This is a genomic window from Phenylobacterium sp. (assembly GCF_016124325.1).
GTDB lineage: Bacteria > Pseudomonadota > Alphaproteobacteria > Caulobacterales > Caulobacteraceae > Phenylobacterium.
This window is the reverse complement of record NZ_WGNY01000034.1, coordinates 32,338-55,006: the sequence shown is the minus strand read 5'-3', so window position 1 is coordinate 55,006 and position 22,669 is coordinate 32,338. Positions and strand designations below refer to the sequence as shown.

Sequence of the window (22,669 nt, the reverse complement as noted above, 5' to 3'; positions counted from 1 at the left end):
GGCGAAAGGGGAAAGCCCCCGGCATCTGTGGAAAGGTGGAGACCGGACAACGACCCGAGCCGTGACCCGTTGTGGCTGCTGCCTTCCGGCCCTGACCAGGTTGGCGGGGCGTTCGTCCGCCGCCGATCTCCGGGGCCGCATATGGCGGATGGGGACCGCCGATGCAAGCGGGGCGGGTTGGCGCAGGCCCTAGCCGGCGGCCAGCCGGAGGCCCGGCGCGCCCCTCGGCGCGATCTTCGCCGGCGCGCTCTCGCGTATCAGCATCACGGCGATCTGGCCCACGGCCGTGGCCCCCACCAGGTACCAGGCCGGAGCCATGGCGCTGCCGGTGACGTGGATCAGCCAGGTGACGACCATCTGGGTGGTGCCGCCAAATACGGCGATGGCGAGGGAATAGACCGTCCCGAACCCGGCGCCGCGGATGGATTTGGGCAGGCTCTCGCTGAGGGCCGCGTAGAACGAGCCCTGGAAGAACGCCGCCGCGATCCCCAGCGCCGTCATGCCGGCGATCAGGGCGAAGGCCGTCCGCTCCGACGAGACCCACAGGAAGGTCGGATAGATCATCAGCAGATAGACGAGGTTGCCCCACACGTTCACCCGCCACCGGCCGATGCGATCCGACAGCCAGCCGCCCAGCAGCACCACCGGAATGGAGACGAGGTTCGTCACCGTCTCCGCGGCGAAGCCGGCCGAGGCCTTCATGTGCAGCGTGTCCTGGGCGTAGGTCACGATGTAGGTGAAGATGTACGACCCGATGGTGCCGGCGCCGAGCGCGGCGACGCCCAGCGCCATGATCCGCCAGGAGCGGCGCGCCTGCTGCAGCCGCGATCCCTCGGCCACGGGCGCCGCCGCTGTCGCCGGCTCCGGCGCGTGCAGGGTCTCGGGCAGGCTGACGCGCAGCCACAGCCCGAACGGAATGGCCGTGGCGCCCAGCAGGAACGCGACGCGCCAGCCGTAGGCGTCCAGCAGGTGCTCGGGCATCACGGCGCTGAGCACCACGCCGACGAGGCCGGCGGCGGTCAGGGCGATGAACTGGCTGGCGCCCTGCCACGACACGACCAGGCCGCGCGTCTCCGGCGAGGCCGCCTCGGACAGGAAGGCGGTGTTGGAGCCGATCTCCCCGCCCAGGGAGAAGCCCTGGGCCATGCGCGCGATGACGGCCAGGATGGGGGCCGCGATCCCGATCGTCGCGTAGGACGGGATCAGCGCCATGGCCACGATCGAGACGCCGATCAGGGTGAAGCACAGCACCATGGCCGGCTTGCGCCCGACGCGGTCGGAGTAGGCGCCAATCACCAGCGCGCCGATCGGCCGCGTCACGAACCCCGCCCCGAAGGTGGCCAGCGAGAGCATCAGGCTGGAATAGGCGTTCCCGCTCGGGAACAGGGCGTGGCCGATCTGGATGGCGAAGAACGCGTAGGTGAGGAAGTCGTAGAATTCCAGCGCGTTGCCGATCGTCGCGGCGGCGATGTGGCGGCGCTTGAGCTTCGGCTGTCCGGCCGGGACGTCCCGCTTGGCTTCCGCGACCATGACGCCCCCCAGCGCTGGTCCGACAGGCCACCCCCATGTCCTGCAATAACATCGTTGTACGAAGTTATCGGCGCGGTCAAACCCCAACCGGCCTCGGCGGCGCGATTCTACCCAGCCGGCGCGGACGCGGGCGTGGACTCCGCTGTTGCGCCCTTCCCGGCCAGCACGCGCGCGATCGCCGGGCCGGCCAGGACCAGAAACACCAGGCAGACCACATCGGCGCCGGCGTGCACGGCCCAGAACGCCGGTGGCGACATGTGCTCATAGAGCCGCCCGAGCTGGCCGGTGCCGAAGTAGGAAGCCGACATGGCCAGGGTGTAGACGCCGACCATCGTCGAGTTGATCGAGGCCGGCGCCGCCCGCGAGATCAGCGCCAGGGTCACGGTGTCGACCCAGATGATCGCCGGATCGACCAGCAGGAAGTAGCCCACCGCCGCGCCCAGCGGCGCCTTGCCGGGCGCCATGGCGCCGACGGCCAGGATCGCGAAGCCGACCAGCCCCATGGCGCAGCCGATGGCGATCTTGGTCAGGTCGCCCATGGGCCGGCCGTCGGCGGCCTGGCGGTCCCACAGGCGGATGGTGACCGCGGCGCCGGCGATGGTCAGCAGGCCGTCCAGGGTGCTGAACCAGGTCACCGGCATCTCGAAGCCCAAGATCGTCCGCTGCACGTGATCGGCCGCCCAGATCGGGAAGATGTTGAACGACTGCTGGTAGGCGGCGAAGTGCACCATCTCCGGCACCAGGACCGCCACGAGCACCGCGGCGACCAGCAGGTCGCGCCGCGACAGCCGCGCGGCCTTTCCGCCATCGCGCTCACCGGCCGGCGCGGCGGCCCCGGACACGTGCGAAAGCCCCGCCAGATAGGCCGCCAGAGCGCCCATCATGCCGATCGCCAGGGCGATCAGGCCCGCCTGGAAGCCCACACGCTCGGCCAGGGTGCCGGCCACCAGGGGCGACGAGAACGAACCGATGTTGGCGGCGATCAGGTAGAAGGCGAAGGCGCTGGTGCGCCGCGTGTCGTCGGGCGCGTAGAGCCGCCCGATCGAGACCATCAGGTTGCACTTCAGGAGCCCGTTGCCGATCACGATCAGGCCGATCGCGATCAGGAAGGCCTGCTCGAAGACCATCACGGCCATGGCGACGGACAGGATGACCAGCCCCAGGATCATGGTCCGCTTCTGGCCCAGCCAGCGGTCGGCGATCACCGCGCCGACGAGGGGCAAGGCGTAGGCGAGGCTGGTGAGGAGCCCGTAGGTCTGCGAGGCGATGTCGATGGCGCCCAGGGGCGGGCCGCCGCCCTCCAGCATGCGGCGGTAGGCGGTGAAGCCCAGGACGTGCTCGGCGTGGCCCGTCGCGAGCAGCTGGCGGGTCATATAGAGCGTCAGGATCGTCTGCAGGCCGAAGTAGGAGAAGGCCCAGAAGCCCTCCACCGCCACCAGATAGCCCAGGCCGCGCGGGTGGCCGAAGAAGCCGCCGACCCGCTCGCGCATGCGCTGGGCATGCTCGTCCGACGCCGAAACCATGACACCCCCTCTCCCCCCGCCCGGGATGGGATCACCCTTTTCGCGGGAAGATCAACAGGATGCCTGTGCGGCTACCCGTTTCGGCGCGACGCCGCCCGCGCCGCCGTCGTCTTGGGCGGGTCGTACCAGATGGGCGAGGTCCAGGCGCGTTCCTGGATGGTCGCCGGCGCCTTCTCCGGCAGCGGCAGGTGGTTGCGCAGGGCCATCAGCGTGGTCCAGCGCGGCGTGGGGATCTCGATGACCCGGGCGTAGTAGACGGCCGGCGCCTTCGGATCGAAGTCGGGGTCGGTCCACACCTGGGTCAGCACCTTCGCGCCGACGCTGTTCGCATAGCGGCCGGTCTTCAGGTCGACGGTGTTGCGGACGGCGGGGGCCTTGCCGGTCTTCGGGTCCACGGCGCGGCCGTCGGAGAGCGCCACGTCGAACACCTTCTCGCGGTAGCCGTCGCCGGCCAGCCAGACCTTGATGATCTGCACGCGGTCCAGGTTGGCGCCCGTCGGGTCCTTGGCCGCCTGGACGATGAAGCTGGGCGCCTTGCCCGCGCCCGCCGCCGGCAGGTCGCCGCCCATCGGGACGCCGGCCGCATAGGCGCGCCTGATCCAGTCGGGCCGCTTCAGGTCGGCCTGGGCGAACGACCAGCCGCCGAACATCCGCACGCGGATGCGCGTGCCCGAGGTGGCGAAGGTCTCCTTGCGCTTGAGCGCCGCGAAGATCGCCGGCCGGGTGTTCTCCTCGGCCCAGACGCCGGTAATCGCCGCCGAGCTCATCTGCAGCGGATCGTTCTCGCGCTGGCCGTTGGGGCGCACGCTCAACGCGTCGCCGTCGAGGCCCAGCGTCCGCTTCAGCGCCGCGCCCTGGACCGGCATGGTCCGCGGGTCGAAGCCCATGCTGGCGCCCGGGGTCTGTTCCTCCTCGCTGGTGGACAGGCCGTTGTGGATGTCGGAGGCGCCGACCACGCCCATCTTGAACGGGTTGGCCCCGGTCTTCGACTCGATCACCAGGCCCCGGCCCCAGCCCTGGCGCACGTACGAGCCGTTCTGCTTGGCCTCGGTCTCGCCGGCGTAGATGCGGTCCATGATCTCGAAGCCGGCGAACTCGTCGCTGGGCGACAGTTCCGGCGTGGTCTCCGACGTGCCCTTCACCTGCGAGATCTCGACCAGCGGCTCGTTGCGGGCGCGCTGCAGGGCGTAGGCGGCGTCGATCGGCCGGCCGTCGGAGTTGTTCCAGTCGAAGTCGAGGCCGTCGCTGAGGTTGGAGTTGTGCGGGATGGCCAGCAGGTCCAGCCCGGTCTTCCGCACGCCGTCCATGAAAGCCCACAGGTCCTCCGGCCGGGTCGAATCCACCGAGGTGAACGGGGCCGGGGCGTGGTCCTTCTCGAAGATCACGTTGCGGTGCATGTGGATGCCGTGGCCCGGCGAGGAGGTCCACTCATAGGCCAGCAGGGTGGTGAACCGGCCCGGCTGGTAGTTGTCGCGCACCGCCTTGGTCTCGACGGCCCAGCCGTCGGCGGCCTGAGCCGCGGCCTTCATCTCCCCGGCGGCCTCGCTGTCGCCGCCGTGCATGACCGCGGCGGCCCGGAAGAACGCGCCCCGGCCGCCCGCCTTCAGCGACTTGCCGAAGTCCGACTTCGAAAAGCCGCTGTTCGGGTCGTCGAGCTGCGCCACCGCACCCAGGAATTCCGAGTGATCGGTCACCGCTGCGAAATCCAGCGGCCAGGACCGCTTGGCCGGCACCGCCTCGTCGGTGGTCATGCCCTGTTCGGCGCCGAGCTGGGCGGGCGAGACCATCACCGTCTCGCCGCGGGCGAACTTGTAGGCCTGGTCGGGGGTCACCTTGGTCCCGAAGGTCCAGGCGTCGAACGACAGGGTCGTGTGCAGGTGCAGCTCGCCGTAGAAGACGCGGCGATCCGCGGGGCTGTCCGGCGCCGCCGCGTCGGCCGCCGCGGCCTTGGCGGCCTGCGGCGCGGCGCCGTCGTCGCGGCTGCGCGCCGCGCCTGTGGCCAGGACCAGGGCCCCGGCGGCGAGAACCATGGGCGCGGCGGCCCGGCGTGCGAGCTTGATCTTATCCATGCCGTCGCCTCCCAAACGCTGACTCGGATGACGATCAGTCGTAACGGCAAACCGGAGTTTCGACGACCGCCCCCGGGTTTGGGCGGCCATAGTCGCAGGGCATGAGGCCCCGGAGCAGCCGGGCCTATCCCTGGAACCGGCGGTTCAGCTTGCGCATGCCGCCGATCCAGCGGTCGTAGTCGCCGGTCTTGTTGCGCATGTACTGCAGCACCTCGGGGTGGGGCAGGATCAGGAACTCCTCCTTCTCCAGGCTCTTCACCACCGCGTCGGCCAGCTCCTCCGGCTCCATCATGCCGTCGATGGAGGCCACGCCGTCGGGGTTGCCGGCGGTCATCGCCGTGCGCACGGCCTGCGGGCACAGCACCGAGACCTTGATGCCCTGGTCGCCGTGGGTGATCGCCAGCCATTCGGCCAGGCCGACCGCGGCGTGCTTGGTCACCGCATAGGGCGCCGAGCCGATCTGCGAGAGCAGGCCCGCCGCCGAGGCGGTGTTCATCAGGTAGCCGCCGCCGCGGGCGGCCATCAGCGGCACGAGATGGCGTGCGGCCCAGACGTGCGACATGACGTTGATGTCCCAGATCCGCTGCCAGCCCTCGTTGGGGGCCTCGGCGCCGCCGCCGATGCCGATGCCGGCGTTGGAGCAGAAGAGGTCGATCGGCCCCACGTCGCGTTCGACGGTGTCGATGAGGGCCTTGATCTCGTCCTCGTGGGAGACGTCGACCTTGAAGGCCAGGCCGCCGATGCCGGCCGCCGTCGCCTTGGCGCCGTCCTCGTCGCGGTCGGCGCACACCACCGCCTTGGCGCCTTCCCTGGCGAACCGCTGGGCCAGCGCCCGGCCGATGCCGCTCGCCGCGCCGGTGACCACGACGATCTTGTCCTTGAGCTGCATGGCCCGCCTCCGCTTCATACGATCGTTTGAGACGCGTCTAGCCCGGCGCGTCGGCGCGCGCCATCCCCCCCCCCGCCAACTCGAAGCGGCGGGCGACGCCCGCGACGGGAACCGAACCGGGCAGGCCGGGCGAGCATTCGGTCCGGATTCCCGGCTCGCGCGAATTCGTGCGCCGCGTCGCATGCCGGCGCATGCCGGCGCGGCTACCGCTGACGCTCCCCCGCCGCAGACTCCCGGGCGTCGACTTTTGACGGGGAAGGACGAAGATGCGTCTCGGATATCTTGTTGCGGCCGCCGCGGCGGCGCTGTTGGTCGCGCCCGCCGCGGCGCAGGCGTCCGTGCTGACTTTCACCTACAAGGGCCACGTCTCGGAAAGCCTCGACAACACGGGCGAATTCGGCGCGATCGGCTCGAACACCCTGGTCGGCCAGGCGTTCACCGCGACGTTCACCGTCGACCTCGGCACGGCGGGCCTCCAGCACGCGAGCGACGTCTGGTACGACTACCTCTACGGCTACAACGCAGCCAATCCGGTCACGGGCGTGCTGCAGCTCAACGGCCACACGTTCGCGATCGGCGGCGGCCTTCCGGGCGACTACGGCGCCGATGCCCGCACCGACTACAGCCTGGAGCCGGGCTGCACGCTCGACTGCCAGACCGCCATGTTCCAGCAGGCCGTGTCGAACCAGGCCAGCACCTTCGCCGGCGGCATGAACTACTATTCGGGACGCTTCCTCAACGCCGGCGCCTATGCCCAAGACGGCACGCTGACCGGCCTCGCGCACACCGGATACGACTTGACGAACCCGCCGGTGAACCTGTCGGTCTTCGCCAGCATCTACGAGTATGTGGACGACTATAACGTCGACGGTGACGCGATCGACCAACCACCCTTCACGCGCACGGTGACCCACAGCGCGGAGGTCTCGATGATCGCGGACTCGGTCACCATGGGCGGCGTTCCCGAACCGGCGAGCTGGGCCCTGATGATCGCCGGCTTCGGCGTCATGGGGACGAGCCTGCGGGCTCGACGCCGGATCGCGGCCTGACGCGCCCGCGCGCCGTTCGATCCGGCCCTCGCCTAGATCGGGGCGTTCTGCGGCGCGGTCATGCCCCGCGCCAGCGAACGCACCAGCGGCAGGCTGAGCACCCATTCGCCGCCGACGGCCAGCTGGGCGGGGCCGAAGTCCCGCGCCAGGTGCTGGCGGATGGCCTCGAGAGCCGACTCGTCGGTGGCGATTCCGCTCTGCTCGCAAAGCGCGGCGAACCGGGCCTCGTCGGCCGCCCCGTCGCCGCTGAGGTCGTCGACCCTCCGCATCACGGCCGGAGTCGCCGCGGGCGTGCGGGCCGTATCGAGGGCGCAGAACATGATCAGCCCGTCGATCACACCGGCCTTCAGGGTCGAAACGCCGTTGAAGATCGCGAAGGCGAAACTCGCGCTCGTCATCTCGGCCCCTGCGAAGAAGAGCTGGTTCTGCAACAGCATGACTTGGCCCTCGACAAGCACGCCGGCGGCGTACATCCGCAGGCTGAGGAAATCGTCGGGCTCGGCCCGGATCATCACCTGATCGTGGATGAAGAGGCCCGGCCTCTGCACATAGGGCCGAGTCGTCCGGTAGAACCCCTCGTAGGCCGCGCCACGCAGCCGCGTCGTCGCCAGGCTCTCGGCCAGAAGCGGAATCCTCAGGTGGGGGGCCGCGCCGCGCCGGGCGGCGCCGACCGCCGCCGCGAGGCCATCCAGATCGAGCTCCCAGTCCAGCCCGGTGAAGCCCGGCGCGCGCGCGGCCACGAAGCTGGTCAGCCGCGCCATGTTGTAGCCCGAGGGGACGACCGTGCCGCCCACCCACCGGGCGACCGCCGACTTGTCCACGCCCAGTTCCGCGGCGAGGCTTCCCCGGCTGATCGAAAGGGCCTTCAGGACGAAATCAAGCTTCGCCGCGAACCCGGTCTCCATGCGCACTCAATCTCCGACGCCCCGGACGCGACCCTACAGGATGGTCCCCGCCGATTCCGTCCTCTGGTGAGGGGAGATTGCTGCGACGGCGGCTCGTCCGGCCAGCCCGCAGGTTCGGAGTTCAGCCCTCGCCGAGGTCCAGGCGGCTGACGTCGACGCCGCCCTTTTCGACGCGGACGCCCAGGAACCGCATTTCACCGCCCGCGTAGCTGATGTCGGCCACCGGGGTCACCGGGTCGCGCGCCATCAGGTTGGCGTCGCGCAGGGTCAGGCGCAGGACCATGGCGTCGAGCGTGGCCCCATCGGCCAGGGCGGCCTCGATCTGGCCGCGGAACCGACTGTCGGGAGATCCGGCTGACTTCGCCATCGCCGTCAGCCTCCGAACGCGTGCTCGCCGGTGACGCGCAACTCGCAGGCCCGCCCCCGATCCTGCATTTCGCGGGCGCGGCGCACGGCGGCGGCGCGGGCGATCTCCTTGTCCGGCGAATGACCGAACGTCTCTCCGTCGTGCTCCACGCGCCAGACGCCCTCCTGTCGCGAAATGGTCAGTACGGTCCGATCTGGAATCATGCGCATGCGCGACCTCATAACATCGCGAGGCAGGTTCAGCATAATTCAAAAAAACACTTGATTTGAGATGGAATTTCTGTATTGTTCTAAAGTCAAATATCGCACTGGTTCGCGAGAATACCGCTGGCCGAATTCAAATTTGGTCGCGAAATTCAAGATCGGTCCTCTTCGAAAATTTGATCTGAACGTCCATTCTGGGCGCGAGACCTCATGTCCGGAAAGGGACGACAATCATGCAAACCGGCACCGTGAAGTGGTTCAACAGCCAAAAAGGCTTCGGCTTCATCCAGCCCGACGAGGGCGGCGCTGACGTCTTCGTGCACATCTCCGCGGTCGAACGCGCGGGCCTGGGCTCCCTGGCCGAGGGCCAGAAGGTCAGCTTCGACGTGGAGCGCGACAAGCGCAGCGGCAAGATGGCGGTCGGCCAGCTGCAGGCGGCCTGAGCCGTCCGCGCCCCGGATTCCGTGGCGGAGAGGAGGACCGACCGGACCTCCTCGGAACGGCTTTCGACCATCCTCTCCACCACACCGCCCGGAGCGCGACGACACCATGCATACTGACCAACCTCATCGCTGCTCGGTCCAGACCGGGCGGCACGGCGCTCCATTCCTGGTCTTCGAGCCCTCGAACGGGGACCATCCAGCGTTCACGAGCTCGCTCTTCACGCTCGATCTGCAGCCCGGCGTGACCGTCGACGAGGCGCGCGAGCTGGCGGAGCAGATCAATCGTCGGCTCCTCGGCGTCTCGGCCACGATCTATTAGGCCAAGGGGATCGCCAGAGTGAATCCCAAGCCAAAGCCCGTCATCGAGGGGCAGGGCGAACTCCGCATCCTGGGCCACAGCGGCCCCGTCAGCTACCGCATCGAAGGCGACATGGCGCGCCTCAAGCGGGGCGTCGGCACCCTGCGCGGCTCGCTGCAATCCGATCCCGACGTCGTCGCGCGCGCATTCCGCGCCGGCGAGGGCGTGCTGGTGCTGGACCTCGGCAAGGAACTCCGCCTCGTGATGCTCGGCCACACCGCCGGCAGCGATCGGGTCTTCGTCGAGCTTCGCGTATAGCCTCGCAGCCGCCGCGCGTGGCGCTCACCCACACTCCGACATCGGTAGGGCCGGCTGTGCTGGCGCTCTGCGGGCAGATCCGGCCGGACGTCCGGCCGTTCTACCTGAGAGTGACGCCCGAGGCCGATTGCGAGCCCCTCGGATGCTTCAGCAACGTCGAGCGCAAGGTCGGCCGCGAAGGCGGCCGCGCGCAAACCGGCTGGGCGATCTGGATCTGGCCGCGGGTCTTCGTGGAGGCCGAGCACCACGCGGTGTTCGCCCCGGCGTCCGGCGCGGCGTGGCGCGACATCACCCCGGCCGGCCCGGGCGTCCGCCGCCGTCTCTTCCTGCCCGACGACACGGCGACCTACGATCTCGCCGACCCCCGCGGGCGGCGCGACAACATCCGCCTGGCGCTCTCGGGCGATCCGCTCGTGGCGGAGATGTTCGCCGGCATGGAGGCGCGGACGCGGATCTGGCGCTCCAACCCCGGCGCCGACGCCGCCGACGACATGGCCGAGTTCGGCCGGCTCCAATCGGCGGAGCTGGCGCAGGGCTACGCCCAGTCGCGCCTGGCGATGAAATACGCACAGCCGAACGATCCGTGCGTCTGCGGCAGCGGGCGACGCTTCAAGGCCTGCCACGGCCGCAAGTCCCCGCGCTGAGCGGGTCGACCCTTCCCTCCCCCCACGGAAACGGCCTTTGGTCGGCGAAAAGCCATCCTGAGGAGCCGCCCGTGGCCTTTCCGCTTCCCAACGCCTCGACAGATCTGACCGGACAGGTCGCCCTCGTCACCGGGGCGTCGTCGGGCCTGGGCCTGCGGTTCGCCCGGGTGCTGGCCGCCAGCGGCGCCAAGGTCGCGATCGCCGCGCGGCGGGTCGACCGCCTCGAGGCCCTGGCCAAGGACATCCGCGACGCCGGCGGCGAGGCTCTGCCCGTGGCTCTCGACGTCACCGACGCCGACCAGCTCGTCGGGGCGGTCGCCCAGGCGGAGGCCGCCTTCGGCCCGGTGACCATCCTGGTCAACAACGCCGGCATCCCCGACGCCCAACGGGCCCACAAGATGCCGCTCGACCTGATCGACCGGGTGATCGGGGTGAACCTGCGCGCGCCCTACATCCTCTCGTGCGAGGTCGCCCGGCGGCTGATGGCGGCCGAAAAGCCCGGCCGCATCGTCAACATCGCCTCGATCGCGGCCTTCAGCTACGGCGGCAACGGCGCGGCGCTCTACTCCATCACCAAGGCCGCCGTCGTGCGCATGACCGAGACCCTGGCGGTCGAGTGGGCGCGCAACAACATCAACGTCAACGCGATCGCCCCCGGCGCCTTCGCCTCGGAGATGATGGACGGCATGCTGGAACGCATGGGCGACATCTCCCAGCGCTTCCCGCGCAAGCGCCTGGGCGATCCGGCGCAGATGGACTCCACCCTGCTCTACCTGGTCAGCCCGGCCTCGGAGGCCGTGACCGGGACCTGCATCAAGATCGACGACGGCCAGGGCTCACGCTGAGGCCGCCACGTCGATGCGCTCGCGGTCGCGCTTGGCCCAGGCGCCGGCCGCGAAGAAGCTGGGGATAGCCAGCGCCGAGGCGCCGATGAAGATCAGCGCCGAATAGGTATAGGACTGGTCCGCCCCGGCCGCGCGGAAGTGGTCGATGGCCCAGCCGGCGCCGGTGATGCTGATCCCCAGGCCGATCACGTTGAGGCACAGCAGATAGAAGGCCGTCACCGTCGCCCGCGCGCCGGGCGGCGCCAGTTCCTGCACCGTCGAGAACGTCGGCCCGTAGAAGGCGGCGAGCTGGAAGACGCCCAGCCCCATGCCGGCGACGAACAGCGGCGAGCCGGGCGGCATCAGCCGGTAGCCGACCGCGAGCGGCAGGACGACCAGCATCATCGCCGCCAGCACCATCGGCCGGCCCGACTTGCGGTGGCGGTGCCACCAGTCGCCGATGAAGCCGCCGAAGAGATTGCCGGACACCCCCGCCACGACGGTCACATAGCCCGACAGCCGCGCGATCTCGCCACGCTCGAAGCCCCGCTCGGTCACGAACCAGAGCTGGTCGAACTGGGCCGCGCCGACGGCGAAGTGCAGGGCGGTGCCGCCGATCATGGTGGCCGCAAGCGCGGGCGAACGCCGCAGCGCGTCCACCAGCAGCCGAACCTGTTCGCCCAGGCCCGGCCCCTTGACCCGGGTGGGCGGGCGCGCCGGCCGCGGTTCGGGCACGAAGAGGTAGATCGAGGCTACCGCCAGGCCGATGGCGCCCAGGACGTAGAAGCAGTTGCGCCAGCCGATCGCCGGGCCGAGATAGCCCGCCACCAAGAGGCCGGCGCCCGTGCCGAGCGGCACGCCCATGTAGTAGATCCCCGCCGCCAGCCCCATGCGGGCGCGGTCCACGGAATCGGCCAGCAGCGACATCGCCGAGGGGGTCAGGGCCGACTCGCCCACGCCGATCATCGCCCGCGGGAGCGCCAGGCTGACGAAGCCGCGCGCCGCGCCCGAGGCCGCCGTCAGCAGGCTCCAGAGCCCGATGGCGACGGCGATCAGCCGGGGCCGGTGCGTCAGGTCGGCCAGGATCCCCATGAACAGTCCGGCGACCGAGTAGAAGACCAGAAACACCAGCCCGGTCAGCAGGCCGAACTGGAAGTCGGTGAGGTGCAGTTCGGGCTTCAGGAAGTTGGCGAAGCTGCCGAGAAGGTTGCGATCGACGAAGTTCAGGGTGTTGGTGAGCGTCAGCAGCGCCAACAGGCCATAGCCGCCGGCCCTCGCGCCGACGGGCGTGTTCGTCTTCATGCCTTCCCCCCTGTCTCCGGGCCCGAAGCCCTGGCCGACGCGTCCGTGTCGCGGCGGTTGTTGGGGGGACTGTGCGGCAGAAACCGCGCCGTGGGGAGTCGGCGCGTTGCGTCGGCGGTCCGGCCCGCCCGCGGCGGGCCTTACGCCGGGGGGTCGGCCGCTACTCGGCCGGTTCCTTGGTCTTGGCCGCCAGCGCCGCGTCGATGTCGGCGGCGCTGTGACGCTCGGGGATCAGGCCGTCGCCGGCGCGGTTGACGATGCGCCCGCGCTTCACGGCCGTGCGCTGGCCCACCTGGTTCGTCCAGCGCTGGAGGTTCTTGTAGCTGGCCACGTCGAGGAACTCGCCGGCCTCGTAGGCGCCGCCCTTGGCCAGCAGGCCGTACCAGGGCCAGACCGCCATGTCGGCGACCGTGTACTCGTCGCCCGCCAGGTACTCGCTCTCGGCCAGGCGGCGGTCCAGCACGTCGAGCTGGCGCTTCACCTCCATGGCGTAGCGGTCGATGGCGTATTCGATCTTGAACGGCGCGTAGGCGTAGAAGTGGCCGAAGCCGCCGCCCAGGAACGGCGCGGAGCCCATCTGCCACATCAGCCACGACAGGGTCTCGGCGCGCTTGGCCGGCTCCTTGGGCAGGAACTCGCCGAACTTCTCGGCCAGGTGGATCAGCATCGCCCCCGACTCGAAGATGCGGAACGGCTTGGGCCCGGAACGGTCCATGAGCGCCGGGATCTTGGAGTTGGGGTTCACGTCGACGAAGCCGGAGCCGAACTGGTCGCCCTGGCCGATGTTGATGAGCCAGGCGTCGTATTCCGCGCCCTTGTGACCCTTCTCGAGCAGCTCCTCGAACATGATGGTCACCTTCACCCCGTTGGGGGTGCCCAGCGAATAGAGCTGGAAGGGATGCTCGCCTACCGGCAGCTCCTTGTCGTGGGTGGGACCGGCGATCGGGCGGTTGATGTTGGCGAAGCGGCCGCCGTTGTCCTTGTTCCAGGTCCAGACCTTGGGGGGGACGTAGCCGGCGGGCTGGTTCGGGGGGGGCGTTTCGGACATTCGGTCTCTCCCTGGGTCGATCTTCGGGATCGTGGCGGCCCTGTGCCTACCGATGTGGGGCGCCGAGGTGGGTTTGGCCAGCCCCGCCTCGACGTTGTCACGGCTGCGCTCTAGATAGTCGGCATGCCGCTCAGCTTCTTCCAGAACACCTTCGCCGGAAACCCGCTCGACCGCGCCAGCGACCGGCGGGGCTCCGCCGAGTGGCTCGCCGGCCAGCTCGCCTCGTCCGACAGCCTCGGGATCGCGCTGTGGAACGGCCGGCCCTTTGTCGAGAAGACCAAGGAGGGCGGCGTGCAGATCGCCTACCTGCCCGCCCGGCTGGTGGGCGAGCTGGCGGGCGGCGACGAGCGGCTGCTGTTCATGGGCCTGTGGAAGGACACGGCGGTCTTCGCCGTCGACCTCGAAGGCTCCGGCGACCCGGCGCACGGGCCGCTGGAGGGGCTGGGCGAGTTCCTGGACCTGCGCCAGATCGCCCTGCGCCTGCCCGACACCGACGCGGCCATACTGGCCACCGCCAAGGCGATGTTCGAGTGGCGCCGCCGCCACCTGTTCTGCGCGGCCTGCGGCCAGCCCAGCCAGGCGCGCGAGGGCGGCTGGAAGCGCCAGTGCCCCAGCTGCGAGGCCGAGCATTTCCCGCGCACCGACCCGGTGGTGATCATGCTGGCCTGCCATGGCGAGCGCTGCATGCTGGGCCGCCAGGAGGCCTGGCCCAAGGGCATGTTCTCGGCCCTGGCCGGCTTCCTCGAACCCGGCGAGTCCATCGAGGAGGCCTGCGCGCGCGAGCTCAACGAAGAGGCCGGTCTGCGGACGCGCTCGGTCCGCTACCACTCCACCCAGCCGTGGCCCTATCCCAGCTCGCTGATGATCGGCCTGATCGCCGAGGTAGAGGACGACGAGGGCACGCCCGATCAGACCGAGCTGTCCGAGGTGCGCTGGTTCACCCGCGAGGAGGCGCGGAAGCTGCTGGCGGGCGAGATCCCCGACACCTTCTGCCCCCAGCCCATGGCCATCGCCCACCAGCTCATCAAGGCCTGGGCGTTCGAGGGAAGCTAGAGCCGGGGTCGGCCGCCTCTACCCCCGCGTCCTGAACGGGTCGGCGGGGTAGACGCCCAGGATCTCGAACTTCTCGGAGAAGAACCGCAGCTCCTCGAAGGCGCGGGCCAGCCCCTCGTCCTCGGGCCGGCCGTCGACCTCGGCGTAGAAGAAGGTGGCCGTGAAGGCGCCGTTCTCCATGTAGCTCTCGAGCTTGGTCATGTTGACGCCGTTGGTGGCGAAGCCGCCCAGCGCCTTATAGAGCGCCGCCGGGATGTTGCGGACGCGGAAGACGAAGCTGGTCACGCAGGTCTCCACCGACGGCGGCGGCCGCGGCGGATTCGCGTCGGCCGTCATCACCAGGAAGCGGGTGGTGTTGTGGTGCTCGTCCTCGATGTCGCGCGCCAGGATCTCCAGCCCGTAGATCTCGGCCGCGAGAGCCGGCGAGACGGCCGCCTTGGTGCGGTCGGGGTTCTCGGCCAGCCGCTTGGCCGCGCCGGCCGTATCGCCGGCCGCCTCGGTCCTCAGGTTCAGCCGCCGCAATGTCTTGCGGCACTGGCCGAGCGCGATGGGCATGGAGACGGCGGTCTTCACCTCGTCGAGGGTCACGCCGGGATTGACCATCAGGTTGAAGTGGATCGCCTTGAACAGCTCGCCGATGATCTTCAGGCCCGAGGACGGCAGCAGGTGGTGGACGTCGGCCACCCGGCCCATGATCGAGTTCTCCACCGGGATCATGCCCAGTTGGCAGGCGCCCGAGCGGACGGCCTCGAACGCCTCCTCGAAAGTGGCGTTGGGGACCGGCTCCATGTCGGGGAACGCCGCCACGCAGGCTTCGTGGCTGTTGGCCCCCAGTTCGCCCTGGAAGGCGATCCGTCCCTTGGTCATGCGAGAGTCCCAGCTTGAAGTTGGCGGGCGTAGGCGCGGGCGCGTTCGAGGTCGGCGGGGCTGTCCACCGAGATCGGCGCCTCGTCGATGACGGCCGCCCAGATCTGCTGGCCCATCTCCAGGGCCCGGAGCTGCTCCAGCCGCTCGCGCTTCTCGAGCGGCGACGGCGGCGCGGCGGTGAAGGCCTCCAGCGCCGCGCGCCGGAAGCCGTAGATGCCGTGGTGCAGCCACACCGGCCCGTCGCCGTAGAGCACCGAGCGGGTGAAGTAGAGGCAGCGCGCGCTCCGCCCGTCGGGCTGCATCGCGGCCACCACCTTGGGGATGTCGGGATTGGTCCGCTCGGCGGGGTCCGATTCGGCCACCATCACCGTGGCGAGGTCGCACGCCGGCCGGGCCGCCAGCAGGTCGGCGACCGCCCGCACCGCGGCGGGCGCCACGAAGGGGATATCGCCCTGCAGGTTCACCACTACGTCGTGGGCGCCGGCTGGGTCCAGCTCGGCCAGGGCCGCGACGATCCGGTCCGAGCCCGAGGGCAGGTCGGGGTCGGTCAGCACCGCCCGGCCGCCCGCCGCCGTCACCGCCTCGGCGATCTCGCGGTCGCCGGCGGCCACCGCCACGGGGCCCACGCCGGCGGCCTCGGCCTGGCGCAGCACGCGCACGATCATCGGCATGCCGCCGATATCCGCCAGCGGCTTTCCGGGCAGCCGGGTGGCCGCCAGACGTGCGGGGATGAGGACGATCGGGTTCATGCGGCAAGGTGGGACAGCTTGGGCGGTTGCGCGAGCGCCGGTAGCGTGTAAGAGAGCCGCACGCAACAAAGGGCGGGATTCCCGTGCGAGCGGGGGGCGCATCCGTCCGGCCGATGAGAGGCGCGACTAGGGGACCATGAGCGACCTGACGTTCAACAAGATCGCTGGCGCCGTGCTGGCGACGGGCCTGGCCATTGTCGGCCTCCAGCAGCTTACGGCGGGCGTGTTCGCCCCCGAGAAGCCCGCCAAGCCGGGCTATGCCGTCGAGATTTCCGAAGAGGGCGGCGAGGGCGCCCCCAAGGCCGAGGCGCCGATCGACTGGGGCACGGTCCTGCCGACCGCCGACGTGTCGAAGGGCGAGGCGGTCTTCGCCAAGTGCAAGTCGTGCCACAACGCCGACCAGGGCGGCGCCAACGGCACCGGCCCCAACCTCTGGGGCGTGGTCGGCCGCAAGCCGGGCAGCCATCCGGGCTTCGCCTATTCGTCGGCGATGGAAGCGTTCGGCGCCGAACAGCCCGTGTGGGACTACGAGCACATCAGCGCGTTCATCAAGGAACCGCAGAAGCACCTGCCGGGCACCAAGATGACCTTCGTGGGTCTGAAGAAGCCCGAGGACCGGATCGACGTGATCGCCTACCTGCGCCAGCAGGGCGGCACGCTGCCGATCCCGGCGCCGAACCCGGCCGCCGCAGCGCCTGAGGCGCCGGCGGAAGGCGCTGCGCCCGCCGAGGGCGCGGCTCCGGCCGAAGGCGCCGCCCCGGCCGCGGCGGCTCCCGCCGCCGAGCCCGAGAAGAAGTAGGGATCGTCATCCTCGCCCTTGTGGCGAGGATCCCTGGCGCGGCTCCCGCTGAGCTGGCTGGCCCGAGCAGGGCCTCGTCGCATCTGGACGCCGATAGCGGGATCCCAGGCACAGGGCCTGGGATGACGGCAGAGTCCGCTCAGACCCGCCGGTAGCTGGTCGGCTCGCCGGAGCCGGCCGCGGCGATTCGCGCGATGGCGTCGGCGAGCGCCTCGACCACCGTCGCCATGTGATGGCCATTGGCGTGGACGATGCGGCCGTCGCCGACCCCCATGGCCACGTGGCCCTTCCAGAACACCAGGTCGCCGCGCCCGAAGTCGGCCGCCGCGATGGCCCGGCCAAGCTCTTCCTGCATGTCGGTGTCGCGCGGGCAGGCGCGGCCACAGGCGAACAGCGCCTGCTGGATCAGGCCCGAGCAATCCAGGCCCAGGCTCTCGCGGCCGCCCCAGAGGTAGGGCGCGCCCACGAAGCGCTCGGCCACGGCCGCCCAGTCGTCCTCGAACATACCGATCGGCTCGAGATGCGCGGCCGTCATCCAGCCGGCGCCGGCCGCCTTGGCGAGCTTGCCCTCGACGGTCTCCACGGCCACGAGGCTGTTGATCGAATAGGGGCCGGCGGCGCGCGACTTGATGCTGGCCTCGGCGAAGGCGTAGGTGCGCAGGGCCGACACGCGGTGGGTCGGCATCGGGCCGGCCGGGCCCAGGGCCGCGGCCTCCACGAAGCCCACGTAGCCGTCGCGCGCGGCCTGGCCGAACAGCCAGGCGCCCTCTTCCTCGATCACCTCGAACCGCTCGCCGAACAGCAGCTGGTCCATCTGCTCGGCGCCGGCGTCGGGAGCCGAGCGGATGGCGGCGGCGGCGGCCGTGCAGCTCATGGCCTTGGGGTCGAGGTAGACCTCGGCCTCCAGCACGCCTTCCAGGCTGCGGGCGGCGACGCCGTCGCGGCAGGGCGTGATGCGGGGATCGAACTTCATGCGAAGCGCTCGCGGATCATGCGGTAGAGGCCCCGGATCGCCTGGGCCTCGCCGCCGCCGGGCCAGCCGGGGCGGCCCCGGGGGTTCCAGGCGAAGATGTCGAGGTGGACCCAGGGACCCTGGGGCGCGAACCGCTGAAGGAACAGCGCCGCGGTGACCGAGCCCGCCTGGGCCCAGCCGTCGGGGTCGTTCTTGATCTCGGCGACGTCGGACTCCAGCGCCTCGGCGTAGGGCTTCCACAGCGGCATCCGCCACAGCGGGTCCGACTCGGCCTCGGCGGCGGCCGCGATCTGGCCGGCCAGTTCCTCGTCGTCGGTGTAGAAGGGCGGCAGCTGCGGTCCGAGCGCGATGCGGGCCGCGCCCGTCAGGGTCGCCATGTCGATGGTCAGGACCGGCTCAAGCTCGGCGGCCCGGGTGAGCGCGTCGGCCAGGATCAGCCGGCCCTCGGCGTCGGTGTTGCCCACCTCGATGGACAGGCCCTTGCGCGAGGCGATCACGTCGCCCGGCCGCATGGCGTCGCCCGAGATGGCGTTTTCGACGGCCGGAACCAGCACCACGAGGCGCACCGGGAGCCTGGCCGCCATGACCATGCGCGCGAGCGCCAGGGCGTGGGCGGCCCCGCCCATGTCCTTCTTCATCAGCCGCATGCCGGCCGACGGCTTGATGTCGAGCCCCCCGGTGTCGAACACCACGCCCTTGCCGACGATGGCGACGAGGGGATCGGCGGCCTTGCCCCAGGCGATCTCGATCATCCGCGGCGCGCGCGCCGGATCGGCCGCCCGGCCCACCGCGTGGACGGCCGGATAGTTGGCTTCCAGGAGGCCCTCGCCCTCGATCACCGTGACCTGACCGCCGTGCTGCTCGGCGATCTCGCGGGCGATCGTCTCGATCTGCAGGGGGCCCATGTCGTTGGCGGGCGTGTTGACCATGTCGCGGGCCAGGGCGCAGGCGTGCGCCACCTGCCGCACCTCGGCCAGGTCGCAGCCTTCCGCCAGCAGCCGCGGCCGCTCGCCGCCCTCGCCCCGGCGCGGCTTGTAGCGGTCGAACCGGTAGCTCCCGAGCGCGAAGGCGAGCGCGATCTGGTCGGCGGTGACGCCCTGCGGCGTCGCGGCCATGCGGTAGACACCGGCCGGCAGGCGCGCGGGCAGGACGCGGAAGGTGTTGGCTCGGGCCGCTTCGCCCAGGCCGAACAGCACGCGGCCCAGGCCGCCGTCGGCGCCCGGGACCAGCAGGGCCTGTCCGGCCTTGCCCTTGAATTCGGCGGTGCGCGCCAGGGCCGCGGCGAAGGCGTCGGCCTCCAGCGCCTTGGCCGTCTCGGCCTCGGTCACGGGATGGACGGGCGTGGCCGTCCCGTCCCAGGCGTCGAGGATCACGTCCGTCATGCCGGCCTCGCCAACAGGTCCGGCGACCGTGTCGCCCATGTGACGCGCGTCCGCAAGCTAGAGCTCCAGGCCGGCGGCCAGGGGAGAGCCCTGCAGGGCGAAGAGCGCGCCGATGGCGATGGCCACGCCATAGGGCACGCCCTCGCCCGGTTCGGCCAGGCGCGCGACCCAGCGCGGCCCCATCAGCACCAGCGGCCGCAGCACCGTCGAGCGCATGCCGATCAGGACGACGGCCAGCGCTCCGCCCGCGAAGGCCGCCGCCGCCAGGAAGGTGACCACCGCCGGCCAGCCCAGCCACAGCGCCGCGGCGGCGAACAGCTTGGCGTCGCCCCCGCCCACCCAGCGCAGCGCGAACATCGCCAATCCGGCCGCCAGCGCCAGGCCCCCGACGCCCAGGTGGAGCCCCACGCCCGCCCACGACAGGCCGCTCGCCAGCGCCGCGACGGGGAACAGGGCGACGATCGCCAGGGAGATCCAGTTGGGGATCCGGAACGACAGCGCGTCGCGCGCGCCGGCGGTGAGCATCAGCGCCGCGAACAGGATCGCAGGGGTGATAGCGAGCAACGAAGGCATGGTGCCGAAACCTCTTCGGACGCACTTTGCCCCGGCGGGCGTGAACGGAGCGTTGCAGCGCAGCTTCAAAAGAAGAAGGCCCCCGGCGTCTCCGCCGGGGGCCTTGTCTTGCCGTCAGACGACAGGTGGCGTTAGCCGGCGTTCTGCAGCGCCGTCTGGACCGACTCGAACGTCGTCTTCAGCTGGCCGCCGAGGGCCTGCAGGGTGCCGACGAGGACGACGGCGATCAGGGCGGCGATCAGGCCATACTCGATGGCGGTGGCGCCGGATTCGTCCTTCAGGAAGCGGGTCACGAACTTCGACATTGTATCTTCTCCTGTTCAGCGAGCAGTCGGTTTTGCGGGGGCCTCAAGCTTGCCGCCTGCTCGCCCCTAAGAACGTGACCAATGTCGCCCGGAGCGTTTAATTCGCTGTGAAACCAGTACGTTAATGTAGATTCACCCTTTACCGCCGTTCATGATTGATTTCGGTAAACCATGCGCGCCGGCGGCGGCGCATTCCCCTGAAGAATCAAGGTTCGGTCAGGCGCCGGCGCCGCGCCGGGGGCCGCCGCCGCGCACCAGGAAGAGGCCGGCCAATCCGGCGGCCAGCAACACCACGATGCTTGCGAACCCGCCCTGCTGGGAGTGGGTGATGCGGGTCCCGATGTTCACGAGGCCGGGCGCCAGCCACGCCGTGGCCACCCCCGACAGCGCATAGACCCCGAAGAACGCCCCGGTCTGCTCGGGCGGGGTCAGCCGGGTCAGGGCCGTGCGGCTGGAGGCGTACTGGCCGGTGATGAAGACGGCGTTGGAGAAGCCGATCAGCAGGAAGATCAGGCTGGGCAGGGTCGTGAACACCGGCCCGTCCCACAGCGGCCCGTGCGCGGCCGCGTCGTAGGCCCAAAAATAGAGGATGCGATCCTCCTTCATGCCGAGCAGGGCGATCAGCCCCAGGATGGTCATGAAGATCTCGATCCGCAGCGCGGTCTTCGGCCCGAGATGTTCGTCCAGCCAGCGTCCGACGAGACCGCCGAGCACCGCCATCACGCTCATGGTGATGCCCGCCGCCAATAGCTCCAGCGGGCCCCATTTCATCACGCCCGCCGCCAGCACGCCGAAGAAGAACAGCACGCCGTTCATCCCGTCCACGAACAGCATGCGCGAGGCGAGGTAGACCACCGCGTCGCGGTAGCGGCCGACGGTGCGCAGCATCCCCCACAGGTCGCGCGCGCCCTGGGCGAAGGCCCGCGGGATCGAGACGCCGGTCTTCGGCGCATCGGGCGTGAAAAGGAACAGCGGGATCGCGCCCAGCGCCAGGACGCCCGCCGCCAGGATCGCCACCACGCGCTCGGGTTCGTGCGTCGCCGGGTCGAGCCCGAACAGCGGCTGGGCGGGCACCCAGCTCCAGCTCACCTTGCCGGGCAGCGCGAAGGCCCAGGCGGTGAAGGCGAGCGCCAGGACCGAGGCGCCGTTGCCCAGGCTGAGCGCCAGGCCCGAGGCGCGGTGCGCGCCCGACAGGCCGGCCGCGCGCACCAGCAGCGAATTGTGCAGCACCTCGGAGTAGGTGAAGAGCACATTGACCACCAGGGCGATGGACATGGTGGCGATGATGCTGAGCCCCGTCTGATCGGGCCGGGCGAACCACAGGGCCCCGATCAGCGGGACCATGGCGGCCACGATCAGCGCCAGCCAGCCCTTGCGCGGGCCCAGCTTGTCGATCGAGGCGCCCAGGAACGGCGCCGTCGCCATGACGATCCAGCCGACATATTGCTGGAAGCGCGAGATCAGCTCCTGCCCCCGCACCGGGTCGCCGACCATGCTGGCGGCCACGTAGGGCATGAAGATGTAGATGGTGATGAGGATCACATAGGGGTCGCGGCCGCCCTCGAAGACGGCCCAGGCCACGCCGCCCCGGTTGAGCCTCCCGTCCCCGCCGATCTCCGCTTCCATGGGCGCATCGGCGGCGGGCATGTCGGCCAAGAGCGTATCCCCTACGAGAGGGTCGCTCTGAAGTCCCGGCGACCTTGCCGGCTACGTTAGCGGGACATCGTGGCTTGTCGATGGCCGCGGGGCGCGGCTCAGCCCAGCAGGCGATCGTGAATGCGCGCGCGCAGGGCCGCGTCCAGCCCCAACGCCTGGTCCAGATAGCCGTCCAGCGAGCCGTGGGCCTCGCGCATCACCTCGAACGCCATCGCCAGGTATTCCGGCTCGACCCGCATGGCCGTCATCAGCGCCTCGTCGGTGGCGATCTGGCCGGTGGCCTCGCGGATCACCTCGCGGATCGTCGGCAGGCGCCTGGCCAGCCGCTCGGCGTCGTTGGTGAGCAGGTAGTCCGACTGGATGTCGTCGTCGTGCACGCCGGCCACGTGCTGGGTCAGGGCGCAGATGATGCCCGTGCGGTCCTTGCCCGCCGAGCAGTGCACCAGGATCGGGCCCTCCGCCTCGGCCAGGGCCCGGAAGTAGCGCCGGTAGAGGTCGAGGTGACGCTCCTGGTGCGGGGCCTTGCGGTAGTAGTCCAGCATGTACGCGTGGAACGAGCCGGGGCTGAGGTCCGAGCCCTGGATGAAGGTCAGCCACTCGTCGGCCACGTCCTGGCCGATGTCGTTCTCGATCACCGGCGTGGCGAAGCCTTGCCAGCGGCGGCTGGGCTGCCGCTCGCGCTCGTTGGCGCGCCGCAGGTCCACGATCACCGCCAGGTTCATCGCCGCCAGCTTCTCGAGGTCGGCGTCGGTCGCCGCGCCGTGGCCGGCCGAGCGGTAGAGCAGTCCCCGCTTCAGCCGCCGGTCGCCCGCGGCGTAGTCGCCGTAGTCGCGGAAGTTCTCGATGCCTTCGAAGGGGATGTGCCGGGTCATGGCCATCGTCCTACCCGGCTTCGACGAC

At 70.6% G+C, this 22,669-nt stretch carries 25 protein-coding genes and 1 other RNA gene; 8 read left to right on the top strand and 18 right to left on the bottom strand.

Translation table 11 applies throughout. The features are described 5' to 3' along the window. Positions 1-33: 33 nt before the first annotated feature. The 5 genes from ffs to GC203_RS19175 form a co-directional block, all read right to left on the bottom strand. Positions 34-132, bottom strand: an RNA gene (gene ffs / locus GC203_RS19195) — signal recognition particle sRNA small type. A 57-nt stretch (positions 133-189) separates the two neighbouring features. Further along, positions 190-1,530, bottom strand: coding sequence for an MFS transporter (locus GC203_RS19190; RefSeq protein WP_293458008.1), 1,341 nt, complete (start codon positions 1,528-1,530; stop codon positions 190-192). Positions 1,531-1,637: 107 nt separating this feature from the next. Continuing rightward, entirely contained in the window at positions 1,638-3,053 is a 1,416-nt protein-coding gene (locus GC203_RS19185) for an MFS transporter (RefSeq protein WP_293458006.1), read from the bottom strand. Between the two features lie 71 nt (positions 3,054-3,124). Further along, on the bottom strand, positions 3,125-5,122 hold the full coding sequence (locus GC203_RS19180) for a DUF3604 domain-containing protein (protein WP_293458004.1): 1,998 nt from the start codon (positions 5,120-5,122) through the stop codon (positions 3,125-3,127). 124 nt (positions 5,123-5,246) lie between these two features. Further along, complete coding sequence (locus GC203_RS19175; protein WP_293458003.1) at positions 5,247-6,011, bottom strand: SDR family oxidoreductase; 765 nt, start codon at positions 6,009-6,011, stop codon at positions 5,247-5,249. 266 nt (positions 6,012-6,277) lie between these two features. On the opposite strand from GC203_RS19175, the gene GC203_RS19170 reads away from it, so the two are divergent. Next, positions 6,278-7,060 (top strand): PEPxxWA-CTERM sorting domain-containing protein, encoded by a 783-nt coding sequence (locus tag GC203_RS19170; protein WP_293458001.1) that lies wholly within the window; start codon positions 6,278-6,280, stop codon positions 7,058-7,060. Positions 7,061-7,092: 32 nt separating this feature from the next. Here GC203_RS19170 and GC203_RS19165 read toward each other — a convergent pair whose 3' ends face one another. The 3 genes from GC203_RS19165 to GC203_RS19155 all read right to left on the bottom strand — a co-directional run bounded on the left by GC203_RS19165 (position 7,093) and on the right by GC203_RS19155 (position 8,541). Next, positions 7,093-7,965, bottom strand: a complete 873-nt coding sequence (locus GC203_RS19165) for a hypothetical protein (protein WP_293457999.1) — start codon at positions 7,963-7,965, stop codon at positions 7,093-7,095. A 121-nt stretch (positions 7,966-8,086) separates the two neighbouring features. Continuing rightward, positions 8,087-8,332 (bottom strand): hypothetical protein, encoded by a 246-nt coding sequence (locus GC203_RS19160; protein ID WP_293457998.1) that lies wholly within the window; start codon positions 8,330-8,332, stop codon positions 8,087-8,089. Positions 8,333-8,337: 5 nt separating this feature from the next. Beyond that, a complete protein-coding gene (locus GC203_RS19155; protein WP_293457997.1) occupies positions 8,338-8,541 on the bottom strand; it encodes a hypothetical protein in 204 nt (67 codons plus the stop codon). Positions 8,542-8,768: 227 nt separating this feature from the next. On the opposite strand from GC203_RS19155, the gene GC203_RS19150 reads away from it, so the two are divergent. The 5 genes from GC203_RS19150 (at position 8,769) to GC203_RS19130 (ending at position 11,083) form a co-directional block, all read left to right on the top strand. Further along, the gene (locus GC203_RS19150) at positions 8,769-8,978 is read left to right on the top strand and encodes a cold-shock protein (RefSeq protein WP_293457996.1); all 210 of its coding nucleotides are present in this window, start codon (positions 8,769-8,771) and stop codon (positions 8,976-8,978) included. Between the two features lie 106 nt (positions 8,979-9,084). Then, complete coding sequence (locus tag GC203_RS19145; protein ID WP_293457993.1) at positions 9,085-9,297, top strand: hypothetical protein; 213 nt, start codon at positions 9,085-9,087, stop codon at positions 9,295-9,297. An 18-nt stretch (positions 9,298-9,315) separates the two neighbouring features. After that, a complete protein-coding gene (locus tag GC203_RS19140; RefSeq protein ID WP_293457991.1) occupies positions 9,316-9,594 on the top strand; it encodes a hypothetical protein in 279 nt (92 codons plus the stop codon). Positions 9,595-9,650: 56 nt separating this feature from the next. Continuing rightward, entirely contained in the window at positions 9,651-10,238 is a 588-nt protein-coding gene (locus GC203_RS19135) for an SEC-C domain-containing protein (protein WP_293457989.1), read from the top strand. Positions 10,239-10,309: 71 nt separating this feature from the next. Beyond that, the gene (locus GC203_RS19130) at positions 10,310-11,083 is read left to right on the top strand and encodes an SDR family NAD(P)-dependent oxidoreductase (RefSeq protein WP_293457986.1); all 774 of its coding nucleotides are present in this window, start codon (positions 10,310-10,312) and stop codon (positions 11,081-11,083) included. Here the strand turns inward: GC203_RS19130 and GC203_RS19125 are convergent. Then, entirely contained in the window at positions 11,075-12,364 is a 1,290-nt protein-coding gene (locus GC203_RS19125) for an MFS transporter (protein WP_293457984.1), read from the bottom strand. The two genes, GC203_RS19130 and GC203_RS19125, sit on opposite strands and share 9 nt — an antisense overlap. A gap of 160 nt (positions 12,365-12,524) precedes the next feature. Then, a complete protein-coding gene (gene yghU, locus GC203_RS19120; RefSeq protein WP_293457983.1) occupies positions 12,525-13,412 on the bottom strand; it encodes a glutathione-dependent disulfide-bond oxidoreductase in 888 nt (295 codons plus the stop codon). 123 nt (positions 13,413-13,535) lie between these two features. Here yghU and nudC point away from each other — a divergent pair, with 123 nt between their 5' ends. Further along, positions 13,536-14,465, top strand: coding sequence for an NAD(+) diphosphatase (nudC, locus tag GC203_RS19115; protein WP_293457981.1), 930 nt, complete (start codon positions 13,536-13,538; stop codon positions 14,463-14,465). 18 nt (positions 14,466-14,483) lie between these two features. On the opposite strand, the gene GC203_RS19110 is transcribed toward nudC, so the two are convergent. Both GC203_RS19110 and GC203_RS19105 read right to left on the bottom strand, forming a co-directional pair. After that, on the bottom strand, positions 14,484-15,332 hold the full coding sequence (locus GC203_RS19110; RefSeq protein ID WP_293457980.1) for a prephenate dehydratase: 849 nt from the start codon (positions 15,330-15,332) through the stop codon (positions 14,484-14,486). Beyond that, positions 15,329-16,081 (bottom strand): 3-deoxy-manno-octulosonate cytidylyltransferase, encoded by a 753-nt coding sequence (locus GC203_RS19105; protein ID WP_293457979.1) that lies wholly within the window; start codon positions 16,079-16,081, stop codon positions 15,329-15,331. Before GC203_RS19105 ends, GC203_RS19110 begins: the two co-directional genes overlap by 4 nt. A gap of 136 nt (positions 16,082-16,217) precedes the next feature. On the opposite strand from GC203_RS19105, the gene GC203_RS19100 reads away from it, so the two are divergent. Beyond that, positions 16,218-16,880, top strand: a complete 663-nt coding sequence (locus GC203_RS19100) for a cytochrome c family protein (protein WP_293457977.1) — start codon at positions 16,218-16,220, stop codon at positions 16,878-16,880. 139 nt (positions 16,881-17,019) lie between these two features. Here the strand turns inward: GC203_RS19100 and GC203_RS19095 are convergent, their stop codons facing one another. The 6 genes from GC203_RS19095 to GC203_RS19070 form a co-directional block, all read right to left on the bottom strand. Continuing rightward, positions 17,020-17,853: an NlpC/P60 family protein gene (locus tag GC203_RS19095; protein WP_293457975.1), complete on the bottom strand. Its 834-nt coding sequence runs from the start codon at positions 17,851-17,853 to the stop codon at positions 17,020-17,022. Continuing rightward, a complete protein-coding gene (locus GC203_RS19090; RefSeq protein ID WP_293458024.1) occupies positions 17,850-19,235 on the bottom strand; it encodes a leucyl aminopeptidase family protein in 1,386 nt (461 codons plus the stop codon). The genes GC203_RS19095 and GC203_RS19090 overlap by 4 nt, the downstream gene beginning before the upstream one ends. Before the next feature lie 57 nt (positions 19,236-19,292). Then, positions 19,293-19,808, bottom strand: a complete 516-nt coding sequence (locus GC203_RS19085; protein WP_293457973.1) for a prepilin peptidase — start codon at positions 19,806-19,808, stop codon at positions 19,293-19,295. Positions 19,809-19,939: 131 nt separating this feature from the next. Next, on the bottom strand, positions 19,940-20,113 hold the full coding sequence (locus tag GC203_RS19080) for a Flp family type IVb pilin (RefSeq protein WP_293457971.1): 174 nt from the start codon (positions 20,111-20,113) through the stop codon (positions 19,940-19,942). Positions 20,114-20,329: 216 nt separating this feature from the next. Further along, entirely contained in the window at positions 20,330-21,760 is a 1,431-nt protein-coding gene (locus GC203_RS19075) for an MFS transporter (protein ID WP_293458022.1), read from the bottom strand. 107 nt (positions 21,761-21,867) lie between these two features. Continuing rightward, entirely contained in the window at positions 21,868-22,641 is a 774-nt protein-coding gene (locus GC203_RS19070) for a tyrosine-protein phosphatase (RefSeq protein ID WP_293457969.1), read from the bottom strand. Between the last annotated feature and the right edge of the window lie 28 nt (positions 22,642-22,669).